This window comes from Jiangella ureilytica, from assembly GCF_004348545.1.
Classification (GTDB): Bacteria; Actinomycetota; Actinomycetes; order Jiangellales; family Jiangellaceae; genus Jiangella; species Jiangella ureilytica.
Genome location: NZ_SMKL01000002.1, coordinates 175,555 through 189,112, shown reverse-complemented (window position 1 = coordinate 189,112; position 13,558 = coordinate 175,555). Strand labels below are relative to the sequence as shown.

8 protein-coding genes and 1 pseudogene are annotated in these 13,558 nt (G+C 72.8%); 5 read left to right on the top strand and 4 right to left on the bottom strand.

The genetic code is table 11. The features are described 5' to 3' along the window. The first annotated feature begins 81 nt into the window (after positions 1 to 81). The gene (locus E1212_RS01840) at positions 82 to 1,182 is read left to right on the top strand and encodes a hypothetical protein (protein ID WP_131978216.1); all 1,101 of its coding nucleotides are present in this window, start codon (positions 82 to 84) and stop codon (positions 1,180 to 1,182) included. Positions 1,183 to 1,200: 18 nt separating this feature from the next. Continuing rightward, a complete protein-coding gene (locus tag E1212_RS01835; RefSeq protein ID WP_131978213.1) occupies positions 1,201 to 1,506 on the top strand; it encodes a thiamine-binding protein in 306 nt (101 codons plus the stop codon). A gap of 1 nt (position 1,507) precedes the next feature. Here E1212_RS01835 and gad read toward each other — a convergent pair whose 3' ends face one another. The 3 genes from gad to E1212_RS01820 form a co-directional block, all read right to left on the bottom strand. Beyond that, complete coding sequence (gad, locus tag E1212_RS01830) at positions 1,508 to 2,875, bottom strand: glutamate decarboxylase (RefSeq protein ID WP_131978273.1); 1,368 nt, start codon at positions 2,873 to 2,875, stop codon at positions 1,508 to 1,510. A 63-nt stretch (positions 2,876 to 2,938) separates the two neighbouring features. Next, the gene (locus E1212_RS01825; protein WP_131978210.1) at positions 2,939 to 4,921 is read right to left on the bottom strand and encodes an ABC1 kinase family protein; all 1,983 of its coding nucleotides are present in this window, start codon (positions 4,919 to 4,921) and stop codon (positions 2,939 to 2,941) included. Between the two features lie 82 nt (positions 4,922 to 5,003). Then, positions 5,004 to 8,366 carry a S8 family serine peptidase gene (locus tag E1212_RS01820; protein ID WP_131978207.1) on the bottom strand — a complete coding sequence of 1,121 codons (3,363 nt, stop codon included), beginning with the start codon at positions 8,364 to 8,366 and terminating at the stop codon, positions 5,004 to 5,006. 125 nt (positions 8,367 to 8,491) lie between these two features. Here E1212_RS01820 and E1212_RS01815 point away from each other — a divergent pair, with 125 nt between their 5' ends. Then, positions 8,492 to 9,469 carry a helix-turn-helix domain-containing protein gene (locus E1212_RS01815; RefSeq protein ID WP_131978204.1) on the top strand — a complete coding sequence of 326 codons (978 nt, stop codon included), beginning with the start codon at positions 8,492 to 8,494 and terminating at the stop codon, positions 9,467 to 9,469. A gap of 150 nt (positions 9,470 to 9,619) precedes the next feature. Here the strand turns inward: E1212_RS01815 and dnaB are convergent, their stop codons facing one another. Continuing rightward, entirely contained in the window at positions 9,620 to 10,981 is a 1,362-nt protein-coding gene (gene dnaB / locus E1212_RS01810; protein WP_131978201.1) for a replicative DNA helicase, read from the bottom strand. A gap of 380 nt (positions 10,982 to 11,361) precedes the next feature. Between dnaB and E1212_RS01805 the strand changes: the two genes are divergently transcribed. After that, positions 11,362 to 12,699, top strand: coding sequence for an MATE family efflux transporter (locus E1212_RS01805; protein WP_131978198.1), 1,338 nt, complete (start codon positions 11,362 to 11,364; stop codon positions 12,697 to 12,699). A 75-nt stretch (positions 12,700 to 12,774) separates the two neighbouring features. Next, a pseudogene (locus E1212_RS30295) lies at positions 12,775 to 13,545 on the top strand (helix-turn-helix domain-containing protein); the annotation flags it as partial. Positions 13,546 to 13,558: the final 13 nt, after the last annotated feature.

The following is a 13,558-nucleotide window of genomic DNA, read 5'->3' as shown; positions in this document are numbered from 1 at the left end:
GGGAACGGTCCCTCGGGCGGGGGAGGCGGATCACCGGGCGGCGGGAGGCCGCGACCCCCGCCGGCGCGCGATCGTCGGGGTATGACGACGACCACGAGCACGACCGCACCGCTCACACCGCCGGCGCCCCGCACCGGCCGCCGCGGCCGGCCGCGGTGGGCTCCGTGGGCCGCGACGCTCTGGGCGCTCGGCTACGGGCTCACGGCGCTGGGCTGGACGCTCACCGGCGACGGGTACCCGATCGACCCCGCGGACCCCAACAGCACGATGGCGCTGCTCGGCGACGTGCCGGCCGACGCCGGTGCGCCGTTGTTCGCCGCGGTCGCGCTGGCCGCCGCCGGGACCGGCGCGGTCATGGCGCGGTACCGGCCCGGCGCCCCCGTGCCGCACTGGTGGCGGCGCTTCGCCGTCGGGTTCGGCGGGTCGCTGGCCGTGGTCCTGCTGGTCGTGGTGCCGACCACCCGCCTGCTGGCGCTGCTGGGCTACCTGCCGATGATCGTGTTCCGGGCGCCGTTCGACGCGGAGATCCGGGCCGACGTCGCCGAGCAGCTCGGGGTCGACTACCTGCACCAGTTCGTCGCCCTGATCGGCGGGTTCCTCTGGGCGGCCGCGACCGTCGCCTATGCGCGCCGGACGGCGGGCTCGTGCGTGCGGTGCGGCCGGCCGGACCGGTCCGGCCGGGTCGCTGCGGTGCGGCGGTGGGGCCGGACGGCCACCTACGTCGCGGCGGCGATCCCGGCGCTCTATGCGGGCACGCGCCTGCTCTGGGCGGGCGGCGTGTCGATGGGCATGAGCGAGCGGCAGATGGACGAGATGGCCTCCGACGGCGCGCTTCAGGGGGCCCTGTGGCTGGGCGCATTCGCTCTGGTCGGGACGGTGCTGACGCTCGGCCTGGTACAGCGGTGGGGCGAGGCCTTCCCGCGGTGGGTCCCGGTGCTGGGCGGGCGCGCGGTGCCGGTGCGGCTGGCCGTGGTGCCGGCGACACTGGTCGCGGTGCTCGTGACCTCGGGCGGCCTGGGCATGGTCAAGGCCAGCCTGGTCGAGGGCGTGTTCGACGCCGAGGACTGGGCCGCGTTCGGGCCGGCCCTGCTGTGGCCGGCGTGGGGCGTCGCGCTGGGCTGGGGAACCCTGGCGTACTGGCTGCGCCGCCGCGCCCGGTGCACCGACTGCGGGCTCGGCTGACGCGCCTACGATGAACCCATGCTCGTCGCCTTCTCCGTCGCCCCGTCCGGCACCGGTGAGTCCGTGGCCGAGGCGGTGGCCGACGCCGTCGCGGTCGTCCGCGAGTCCGGGCTGCCCAACAGCACCGACTCCATGTTCACCACCATCGAGGGTGAGTGGGACGAGTGCTTCGACGTCGTCAAGCGCGCCACCGAGGCGGTCGGCCGGCACGGCCACCGCGTCAGCCTGGTGCTCAAGGCCGACATCCGGCCCGGCCGCACCGGCGAGATCACCGGCAAGGTCGAGCGGCTCGAGGCGGCCCTCGAGCGCCGCGACGCCGGCTGACTCAGTAGCCGGTCCCGGTCTTCACCCGGCTGCGGTCCCGCTCGTGCAGCCCGCCCTTCGCGTCCAGCGTCGCGCAGGCCTCCGCGAGGTCGTCGGCCAGCGTCTCCGCGAGCGACCGGCCCAGCGTCTGCTTCACCAGCGCCCGCATGATCGTCAGGTGCTCGGCGTTCGGCGGGAGTGTGTACGCGGGCAGCATCCAGCCGCGCTCGGCGGCGAGCTGGCCGGCCACGTCGAACTCGTCGTAGTCGTGGTCGCCGGCCAGCCGGAACGCGACCAGCGGCAGCTGTTCCGCGTCCTTGTCGCCGACCAGCTCGAAGTCGCCCGCCGCCATGACCCGCTCGGCCAGCGCACGGGCGTTGGCCTGCATGGTCTGCATGATGAAGCGGTAGCCGTCGAACCCGTAGCGGACGAAGTTGTAGTACTGCGCGAGCACCATGCTGGCGTTGGTCGAGAAGTTCAGCGTGAACGTCGCGTCGCGCTTGCCGAGGTAGTTCTCGTAGAACACCAGCTCCTCGGCCAGGTCGTCGCGGGTCCGGAAGATTAGCCAGCCGATGCCCGGGTAGACCAGCCCGTACTTGTGTCCCGACACGTTGATCGAGCGGACCTGCTCCAGCCGGAAGTCCCACTCGGTGTGCGGGTAGAGGAACGGCCAGACGAAGCCGCCGCTGGCGCCGTCGACGTGCAGCGGGACGTCGATGCCCCGCTCCTCGCGCAGCCGGACCAGCAGGTCGTTGATGCCGGAGACGTCGTCGGCATGGCCGGTGAACGTCGTGCCCAGGACCGCCGCGACGCCGATCGTGTTCTCGTCGACGTGCGGTTCCACGTCCTCGGGGCCGATGGTGTACCGGTCCGGGCGCAGCGGGATGATCCGCGGCTCGACGTCGAAGTAGCGGCAGAACTTCTCCCACACGACGTGCACGTCGCCGCCGAACACCAGGTTCGGCCGCTCCGTGCTCGTCCCCGCCGCCTCGCGGCGCTGCCGCCATTTCCACTTCAGCGACAGCGCGCCGAGCATGATCGCCTCCGATGATCCCTGCGTGCGCGTGCCGGTGGTCTCGCCGGGCGCGTGGAACAGCCGGGCGAGCATGCGGATGCACCGCTGCTCGATGACCGCGGTCTGCGGGTACTCGGCGTGGTCGATGTAGTTGCGGTGCAGGTTCTCGGCGATCACCCGCTGCGCCTGCGGCTCCATCCACGTCGTCACGAACGTCGCGAGATTGCGCATCGGGATGCCGTCGAGGACCAGCTCCTCCCCGATCAGGCGCATCGCGTCATCGGCCGGCATGCCCACCTGGGGCAGCCGGTCGTCCGGCGCCGCCCGCAGCAGGAAGGCGTTGCCGTAGCGGTCGTCGTAGGCGTCGACATGCATGCCCATGGGACGACGCTAGGAACTACGGGCCGCCGCTGACTCACCCAGAGCGGATGAGAGTGCTCAGCCGCGGCGGAAGATCTGGGCGAGTACGCGCAGGGCCAGGATCGCGCTGATGACCAGCATGTTGTAGCCGATCAGCGCGTACAGGCCGACCTCGTCGGTGAGCTGCGGGCCGCCGTCGGTGCCGATGAGCAGGACCGCCATGATGCCGGTGGTCGCGGCCAGGAAGGTCAGCAGCACCTCGTGCAGCATCGTGGTCAGCACGGCGCGGTCGCGCTCGTCGGCCAGCAGCCTGATGTTGACGCCCAGCCGGCCGTGCTCGGCGGCGCTGGCGATGCGCTCGACGCGACGGGGCAGCCGGCGCAGGATCGGCAGCAGCGCCGCAAGCTCCTCGGTGGCCGCCTGCTTGAGCCGGTCGGGCCCGTACTGCTCCTCGACGTAGCCGCTGGCCAGCGTGCGGGCGCCGCCGATCAGGTCGAACCGCGGCGTCAGCCGGGTCAGCGTGCCTTCGGCCGTCGCCAGCGCCCGGAACACCGCGGCGATCTCCGGCGGGATGGCCAGGCCGTGGTCGGCGACCACCCGGAACAGGTCGCCGAACATCCGCACACCGCTGCTGACCGGGCCGGACGTGTGCCGAACCATGAACCGGCCGATGTCGCGCTCGAGCCGCTGCTGGTCGATCTCGTCGGGACGGGGCACCAGTTCGAGCAGGGCGTCGCTGACGGCGAGCGGGTCACCCCGGTCGACGCCGACGAGCAGCCGCTGCAGCGCATCGCGCAGGGCGCCGTCGAGCCGGCCGACCGACCCGAAGTCGAGCAACCCGAGCCGGCCGTCGTCGAGCAGGAAGATGTTCCCGCCGTGCGGGTCGGCGTGGAAGATGCCGTCGATGACGATCTGGCGCAGCAGGCAGTCCAGCAGCGTCGTGGCCAGCGCGTCGCGGTCCAGCCCGTTCTTGCGGATGACGGCGTCGGCGCGGTTCAGCGGGGTGCCCTGGAGGCGGTCCATGACCAGCACCCGCTCGGTGCACAGGGCGAGGTGCGGCTCGGGCAGCACGACCTCGGGCTGCCGGCTGGGCGCCGTTGCGACCGCAGTGATGTTCTCGGCCTCGATGCGGTAGTCGAGCTCCTCGAGGATCGCGTCGGCGAGTCCGGCCGCCAGCGCCCGGACGCCCATGCGCCGGCCCCAGCGGGTGCCGGTCTCGAGCCGCCCGGCCAGCCGCGCCGCGATGTCGAGGTCGCGCTCGACGACCGGCCGGATGCCGGGGCGCTGCACCTTGACCACGACCTCGGCGCCGTTGTGCAGCCGGGCGACGTGCACCTGCCCGACCGACGCGGCGGCCAGCGGCTCGCGGTCGAACTCGGCGAACAGATCCTCGACCGGCGCATTCAGCTCGCTGACCAGCACCTTCTCGACGTCGGGCCACGGCACGGGGTTGGCGTCGTCCTGCAGCCGCGCCAGCTCGTCGGCGACCTCGGCGGGCAGCACGTCGCGGCGGGTGGCGAGGATCTGGCCGAGCTTCACGAACGTCACGCCGCCGGCGTTGAGCGTGGTCGTCAGCGCCCGGCCCAGCTGCGCCCGGCCCGACGGCGCGTCCAGCGGGCGCGATCGGGTGCCGCGCAGGTAGGAGCCGAGGCCGTGCCGCATCGCGATGCCGACGATCTGCCAGTACCGGCGGGCCCGGCGCACCCGGCCGAGCAGTCCTCGTCCCCACACCAGCGCCGGCGGCAGCGAGCCCATCGGCACGAACGCCTCGATGACCACGAGCAGCGCCATCGACGCGAGGATCGTCAGCACGCTGCCCAGCAGCGCGAACCAGAACGCGACCGGGCCCTCGCTCTGGTCGGTCAGGCCCTGCGGCGACAGCGTGAACTGGTCGAGCAGCGCGAACATGATCAGCGGGCCGACGAACAGCGCGAACGCGCCGGTCAGCAGCAGCCGGAACAGCCCCAGCCGCAGGCCGAGCAGCCGCTGCGCGATCAGCCCGAAGATCAGCGCCGTGACGACGGCGAACGCCGCGACGATCGGGAACGTCAGTACATCCATGGTGGGACGGGCCCCTCGGGGTTCGGCTCTCTTTCCGGCGACAGTGTCGCAGGCGAACCCCGAGCGGCCCGGCAGCCTCGCCTCAGGCGACGCCGTAGAGCCGCTGGATCCACTGGGTGACGCCGACGCCGTTCGCGTCGGTCAGCTCGACCTCGAACGACACGTGCCCGCCGGCGGCCGGCCGGTTGTCGACGGTCGCGACGACGGTGTCGCCGGCCAGCTCCGCGGGCACGGAGGTCCAGGTGGCGCCGTCGTCGTAGGACACGCGGGCGGCGGCCTCGACCAGCGCGCCGGCCTGGTACGACGGGGTCGCCTCGACGCCGATCCCGACCCGGAACCCGTCGACGGCCGCCGCCCGGTTCTCGACGTCGACGTCGACGTCGTAGGTGGGGAAGAGCAGCGGCAGCGCGCCACCGTCGTCGGCCGACGACGTGAACCGCCAGCGGGTCTGCGCCGACAGCGGCATCGACCAGGTCGAGAAGCCGCGGTCGTAGCGGACCAGGTCGTAGATCAGCTCGAGGTCGGTCTCGGCGGCCGGCACGTCCCACTCGCCCTGGCCGTACCAGCCCCACCGGCCCAGCGACTCGCCGTTCGCGATCAGCTCCATGCCGCCGAGGTCGTTGAGGCCGTTCCACGCGTAGTGGCCGTCCTGGCTGTCGGCCCAGGCCGGGAGGTTGGTCCAGATGCGGTTGCCGACCCGGCCCGCGGAGTCGAACCGGCCCTGGGCGTCGGCCGCGACGGCGGGCCGCAGCCCGGCGCCGAACCAGGTCTCGGCGGTGGTGCTGCCCGGCTCCAGCGGCCGGGTCGCCGACGACATCGGCGTCCCCCAGAACCACTGGGTGCCGTCGGGGTGCACCACCGTCTGCTTGATCGGCACGTCCGGCGTCACGTAGATCGTCCGGGCGTCCGGGACGGCGAAGGTGACGACGTCGCCGAGGCCCACGTAGGCCTGCCGTTGCGCGCTGTAGGCGTCGACGTACTGCGTGTAGCGGTCCGGCGCGCCGGGCGTGTGGTAGGTCGAGTCGATGCGGGCCAGGCGGTCCTGCTCGACGCGGTGGTTGAGGTCGCGCCCCGTGATGGTCCCGGTGTGCGGGTAGACGAGGTGGTAGTCGAACGGCTCCGCGGCGTCGTCGGGTGAGGTGTAGAGCCACGACTCCGTGACGTCGAACTCGCCGCGGGTCACGTCGCCCATGCGGCCCAGGTAGAGCGTCTTCAGCGAGTCGCGGAAGTACCGGGTGTTCGAGAGGATCCAGTTGTCCATGATGCGCGCGTAGGACACGGCGCCGCTGTGCATGCGGGCCGGCTCGTCGGTGCGGACGCGGACCGGCAGGGCACGCCGGGCGTCCAGTGTGACGGTCTGGTCGCCGGTCAGGGTGAGCTCGGGCTCGGCCAGGAACGCCACCTCGGTGACCTGGAACGTCTCCGGGTCCGCCTCCGTCACGGTCGCGGCGATCGAGTACGTCCCGGCTCGCAGTCGCAGGGTCGGGTCTGCGCCCTCGAGGGGGTGGCGCTGAGCGGCGATGCTGTCCAGGTCGAACACGTCGAGCGTGCTGAACCCGCCGGCCGGCTTCCCGTCGCGGCCGACGATCCGGAAGGTGACGTCGACGTGCTGCGGCTGCGCGTACGCGCCGATCGGGGTGACGACGGTGTCCGCGCCGGCCCGCGCGACCAGCCGCAGGCTGACGGCGCCATAGTGCCCGTACTCGAGCACGGACGGGTCGAAGGTGACGGGGAGCGACGCGGTGCCGCCGGCCGGGACGGTGAGCGTCGTCGCGCCCATGGTGGTCGCGGCCGCCGGCAGGGCCGCGCCGTTCTCGCCGCGGGCGTCCAGCTCGAAGCTGAGGGTGCGGCCGGCCGAGCCGGTGTTGGTGTAGACGACGTCGGTGGTGACGGCCTCCGCGGGCTCGTGCGGCCAGGCCAGCGTGCCGAGGTCGACGGTGGCGGGCCCGGTGAGCGTGCCGGTCGCGGCCGTCGCGACGTCGAGGATGCCGGCGCCCTGCTCGTAGACGTCGGTGTCGTTGCCGGGGCGGACCGTGCTCTGCAGCGCGGCCTTGACCTGCTCGGCGGTCCAGTCCGGGTGCGCCTGGCGGACGACGGCGGCGGCCCCCGCGACGTGCGGGGTGGCCATCGAGGTGCCGCTCAGGTTCGTGTACGCGGCGTCGCCCCGGCCGCCGGCCCGCGCGGCCGTGATGTCGACGCCGGGCGCGGCGATGTCCGGCTTGACGGCGTGCGTCACCGGCACCGGGCCGCGGCCGGAGAAGTCCGCCGTCGCGTCGGTCAGGTCCACCGCGGCGACGGTGAGCGCGCTGCTGGCACAGCCGGGGCTGGTCACCGTCTCGGACGGGCCGCCGAGGTTGCCGGCCGCGATGACGAACAGCGTGTCCGACGCCGCCGACAGCGTCTCGACCGCCTGCACCATGGGGTCGTCGCAGGCGCCCAGCTCGGTGTTGCCCAGGCTCATGTTGACGACGTCGGCACCCTGCGCGACCGCCCACTCCATGCCGGTGATGATCCAGGCCAGCTCGCCGAAGCCGTCGTCGCCGAGCACCTTGCCGACCAGCAGGTCCGCGCCCGGGGCGACGCCGCGGTGACTGCCGCCCGAGGCCGCTCCGGAGCCGAGCACCGTCGACGCCACGTGGGTGCCGTGCCCGTCGCGGTCGACGGCGTCGGGGCTGTCGGTGAAGTTCTCGGCCGCGACGACGGAGTCCGCGAAGTCCGGGTGCTCGGCGTCGATGCCGGCGTCGAGGACGGCGACCGTGCTGCCGGTGCCGTCGAACCCGGCCGCCCACGCCTCCGGCGCGCCGACGTACGGCACGCTCTCGTCGAGCACCGGCGCGACCCGGGCGTTCAGCCAGATCTTCTCGACCTGGCGCCCCAGGGTCGCGGTCCGGGGTGCGACGGCGTCCCAGACCGCCTGCGCGGCGTCCTTGTCCGCCTCGACGACGTCGGCGCCGATGGACGGAAGGTCGTCCGTGCGTCGCGCGCCCGCGGGCAGGGCGGCGGCGCCGCGGGAGGTAGCGGCGCCGCCGGCATAGGTGACGATGAGCGGCAGCGTGTCGCTGGACGCGTCGTCGAGGCCCTGCTCCACCAGTGCCGTCACGTTGAACAACTGCCGGTCCACGCGGTCGGCGGCCAGCGCCGGCTCGGCCGCCGCGGGGATGACGTAGACGTCCTCGCCCTCGGTGCGCACGTCGTAGCCGCCGGGGTCGTCGGACTCGACCCTCACCGCGGGCGCCTCGCCTGGCCCGTAGGTCAGCACCGCGACGTCGCCCGTGAGCAGCGTGACGGTGCGGACGCCGCCGGCCTCGACGCCGTCCGGGATCTGCGGCAGCGGCGTCATCGGCTGGTCGCCGCCGGGGCCGGGTGCGGCCTGACCGGTCAGCGGGATCGCGGCGAGGACGAGCGACGTGAGCGCGGCGGTGGCGCGGCGGGGGAGGGCAGGCACGGCGGCCCCGCTTTCGTGAGGAGACAGGCCATTCGTAAATCTGCCACGATCCAGGACAATGCAACCTGGCACGAATGCGTCATGGCCGGTATCCGCCAGCGACGACCTGCGGAAGGGGAGGCATCGTGTTCGATGTGCTCGGACTCGGTGAGACGGAGGAGTCGGCGTACCGCGCCCTCGTCGAGGTGCCCTCGGCCGACGTGGGGGCGCTGGCCGCGCGGCTGGGTATCCGCCCTGGTGAGGCCGCGGCGGCACTGGCCACGCTCGAGCGCCGCGGCCTCGCCGCCCGGTCCAGCGCCAGCCCGGAGCACTACGTCGCCTCGCCGCCGTCGGTCGCGCTGGTCGCCCTCGTGGTCGACCGGCAGGAGGAGCTGCGCCGGGCCGAGGTCGAGATCGCGGCGCTGACCGAGGCCTACCGGCGCACGGAGTCCGACCGCAGCGTCGGCGACGTGGTCGACGTCGTCTACGGCGCCCAGGCCGTCGCCCAGCGGTTCATGCAGCTGCAGGCGTCGGCCCGCTCCGAGGTGCTCGGCCTGACGAAGGCCGAGGTCATCGCGATCTCCGGCGAGGAGAACACCGCCGAGGAGGCCGCCGTCGAGCGCGGCGTCCGGTTCCGCGTCGTCCTCGAAAGGGCCGCGTTCGACCGCCCCGGCTTCGCGGCCGCCGCCGAGATCGCGCTGACCGACGGCGAGGAGGTGCGGGTCGCGCCGGAGGTGCCGATCCGGCTGCTCGTGGTGGACCGGCAGATCGCGCTGGTGCCGCTGGTGTCCGGTGAGGCCCGCGCCGTCGGTGCGCTGCTGGTGCACCAGAGCGGCCTGCTCGACGCTCTGATGGCGCTGTTCGAGAAGGTGTGGAACGAGTCGGTGCCGCTGGTCCTCGGCTCGGCCGGCGCGCTGGCCGAGCGCCCGCCGTCGGGCCTCACCGCCCTGGACGCGCGAATCTTCGGGCTGCTGCTCGCCGGGCTGACGGATCAGGCGATCGCGAACATGCTCGAGCTCTCGCTGCGGACGGTGCAGCGGCGGGTGCGGGCGCTCATGGACGCCGCCGACGCCGACACCCGGTTGCAGCTGGGCTTCCAGGCGGCCCAGCGGGGCTGGGCCTGACACCGTCGCGGCTCATCGACCACTCGGCCCGAATCTGCGGCGGCCAGCATCTCGTCGGCGCCCAAGGCTCCCGGCGGGACAGGAGGACTCGGCGGCCTCGCTGCTCAGCAGGCTCCGCCGAGCATCGGTCGAACGCCGAGGCATGCTCGGCTACTGTGCCATGTCCACGAAGCGGCTGTAGTGGCCCTGGAAGGCGACCGTGATGGTCGCCGTCGGGCCATTACGGTGTTTCGCCACGATGAAATCGGCTTCGCCTGCACGCGGTGATTCCTTTTCATAGGCATCTTCACGATGCAGAAGAATCACCATATCGGCATCTTGTTCGATAGAGCCCGATTCGCGAAGATCTGAGAGCATGGGCTTCTTGTCCTGCCGTTGCTCGGGACCACGGTTCAACTGGCTCATGGCGATGACCGGGACCTCGAGCTCCTTGGCCAGCAGCTTGAGCGCACGGGAGAACTCCGCGACCTCCTGCTGGCGGCTCTCGACGCGCTTGCCGCTGCTCATCAGCTGCAGGTAGTCGATGATGACCAGGCGGAGATCGTTGCGCTGCTTGAGCCGCCGGCACTTGGCCCGGATCTCCATCATGGTCATGTTCGGGGAGTCGTCGATGAACAGCGGCGCACTGGAGACCTCGCCGGTGCTGCGGGCGATGCGGTTCCAGTCGTCGTCGGTCATCTGGCCGGAGCGCATGTGGTGCAGCGGCACCTTCGCCTCGGCCGAGAGCAGCCGCATGGTGATCTCGTTGCGGCTCATCTCGAGCGAGTAGACGACCGACGTCAGCCCATGCTTGATGGACGCCGCCCGAGCAAGATCGAGTCCCAGGGTCGACTTCCCGACGGCCGGTCGAGCGGCCAGGATGATCAGCTGACCCGGGTGGAGACCGTTGGTGAGGGCGTCGAGATCGGTGAAGCCGGTGGGGACGCCGACCATCTGGCCGCCGCGGGACCCGATGGCCTCGATCTCGTCGAGGGTGCCCTCCATGATCTCGGAGAGCGGGAGGTAGTCCTCGGACGCCCGCTTCTCGGTGATGGCGTAGATCTCGGCCTGGGCGCGGTCGACGATGGCGTCGGCGTCGCCGTCGTCGCTGTAGCCCATCTGGGTGATGCGGGTGCCGGCCTCGACCAGGCGGCGCAGCATGGCCCGTTCGCGGACGATCTCGGCGTAGAAGCCGGCATTGGCCGCCGACGGGACGGAGGAGACCAGGGTGTGCAGGTACGGCGCGCCGCCGACCCGGCCGAGCTCGCCCCGCTTCTGCAGCAGCGCCGCGACGGTGACGGCGTCGGCCGGCTCGCCGCGGCCGTAGAGGTCGATGATGGCCTCGTACACCGCCTCGTGTGCGGGTCGGTAGAAGTCGGTGCCGCGGATGATCTCGACGACGTCGGCGATGGCGTCCTTCGACAGCAGCATGCCGCCCAGCACGGACTGCTCGGCAGCGACGTCCTGTGGTGGCGTGCGGCCGTAGTCGACAGGAGCTTCGTCCCGGCGATCGGGCAGCTCAGCGACGCTCACACGATCCCCTCCGGCACCGACTGGTCAAACACCTGTTCTAACAATACGCTCGAACAGCTGCCTCCGACTCGTCCTCCCACCAGTCTGGCACTCTCCGTCCGCTGTATCGCGAACCTACGACCTGCCTCGGCGCGTCGCCAAGTCGGTGATCCACAGGCGCTGTGGACGGCCTGTGGAAGCGCCGCGTAAACGATCATCCCCAACTGTGGACAACCCTGGGGACGACGGTCCGGCCGGTTGTTCACAGGCCGGGCGTCGTCGCAGATCACGCGTGACATCCGCCGTCCACCGGGTGTGGACGGAGATCCCCAGGGCAAGATCTCAGATGTCGAGACAGCCGGCACGCGATGTCATGCGTCACCCCTACCGTCGGTCCTGCCATGATTCGACACCCGTTCCGGCGGCACCGCGCCGACGGCGAGATCCTGCGGCTGGCGCTGCCCGCTCTGGGCGCACTGGTCGCCGAGCCGCTGTTCCTGCTCACCGACTCCGCCATCATCGGCCACCTGGGCACGCCGGAGCTGGCCGGGCTCGGCATCGCGTCGACCGTGCTCGGCACGCTGGTGAACGTCTCGATCTTCCTCGCGTACGGGACGACGGCGGCGGTCGCGCGGCGACTGGGCGCGGGCGACACGCGCGGCGCGCTGCGCTCCGGCATCGACGGGTGCTGGCTGGCCGTGCTCATCGGGGTCGCGACGGTCGCGGGCGGCTGGCCGCTCACGCCGTGGGTGGTGTCGCTGTTCGGCCCCGGCGACGACGTGGCCGGGCACGCGGAGACCTACCTGCGCATCAGCTTCCTCGGCATCCCGTCGATGCTGCTGGTCCTGGCCGCCACCGGCGTGCTGCGCGGCCTGCAGGACACGAAGACCCCGTTGTACGTCGCCGTGACCGGAGCGGTCGCGAACGTCGTGCTCAACGTCGTCCTGGTGTACGGGCTCGATCTCGGCATCGGCGGCGCTGCGCTGGGCACCGTTCTCGCCCAGACGGGCATGGCCGCCGTCTTCGTGCGGGGGGTGGTGCGCGGCGCCCGGCGCGAGGGCGTCGCGATCCGGCCCGACGGGCGCGGCGTCGCGCAGGCGTTCGGCGCGGGCGTGCCGCTGATCATGCGCACCGTGGCGATGCGGGTCGCCCTGATCGTCATCACCGTCGTCGCCGCCGGACTGGGGACGGCGGAGCTGGCCGCGCACCAGGTCGCGTTCACGACGTGGATGCTGCTCGCGCTGATCCTCGACGCCGTCGCGATCGCGGCCCAGGCGCTGGTCGGCCGCGCGCTCGGTGCCGGGGACGTGGCGGAGGCCCGGGCGGTCACCCGGCGCATGGTCCAGTGGGGTGTGCTGTCCGGGATCGCGCTGGCGGTGCTGCTGCTGGTCATCGGCAACGCCTACGCGCGGCTGTTCACGCCGGACGCCGAGGTGCGCGACCTGCTCGTCGCCGCGCTGGTGGTCGCCGCGGCGATGCAGCCGGTCGCCGGCTGGGTGTTCGTGCTCGACGGCGTGCTCATCGGCGCCGGCGACGGGCGCTACCTGGCCTGGGCGTCGGTGATCTCGGTGCTGGGATTCCTGCCTGCGGCCTGGGCGGTCGCGACGGCGGACCTGTCCGGGCGGGCCGGCCTGATGTGGCTGTGGGGCGCCATCGGGATCTGGATGCTGGTGCGGCTGGTCACGCTCGCGCTGCGCGAGCGCAGCGACACCTGGATGGTCACCGGCGCGGTCCGCTGATCGGGGTCAGGGTCGACCGGGCCACCGCCACCCGGCCGGGGAATACGTCGGCGCGGGTGGCGGCTGGCCCTTCGTATGACAGCAGTGCTGCCCACGACGCACGACGCCACCGTCCAGGCCCAGTGGGAGATGTCGTCGGTCCGACGGGCCCGGCTGGCAGCGGGCGAGGGGCTCACCGACGCGCCCGGATCCATGTGGGCGCTGGTCGCCGACGGCGCCGTCGCGGTCGAGACGGCGACGGGGCAGCGCCCGCTCAGCGCCGGCGACGCCGTCTTCGTCGATGCGCGGACGGCGTTCCGTCTGGTGGCCGCCGAGCCGGCGGTCGTCCTCGTGGCCGACCTGCGGCTGGTCGTCCCGGCCCACCGGCTGCCGAGCCCGCTGGTGGTGACGGCGTTCAGCGATCGTCACCGCGGAGTCGCCGGCCTCGTCCAGTCCTGCCCCATCGGCGACGGCCGGCACCCGTCGCTCTTCGTCACCAGTTATGCCGGCCTCGTGGGCGCGGCGATGACCTGTTCCTGGCTCGAGGACGAGCCGCGCGACGACGGCGCCGGCGACGAACAGGTCGCCTCCGTCGTGGCCGCGCTGGTCGCGCGGCCGGGCGAGCCGTGGACGCTGGACCGGATGGCGGGGCTGGCGCATCTCTCCCGCTCCGCGCTGACCGACCGGTTCCGCCGGGTCACCGGCCGCAGCCCCATGCAGGTGCTGCGCGACGTGCGGATGTGGGAGGCGCGGAGGCTGCTGGGCGTCGGCGGGCAGCCGGTGACGCGGGTGGCGTACGCGGTCGGTTACGGGTCCGTGGCCGCGTTCAGCCGCGCCTTCTCGTCCTGGCACGGCGTGGCGCCGCACCAGTGGCGCGGCC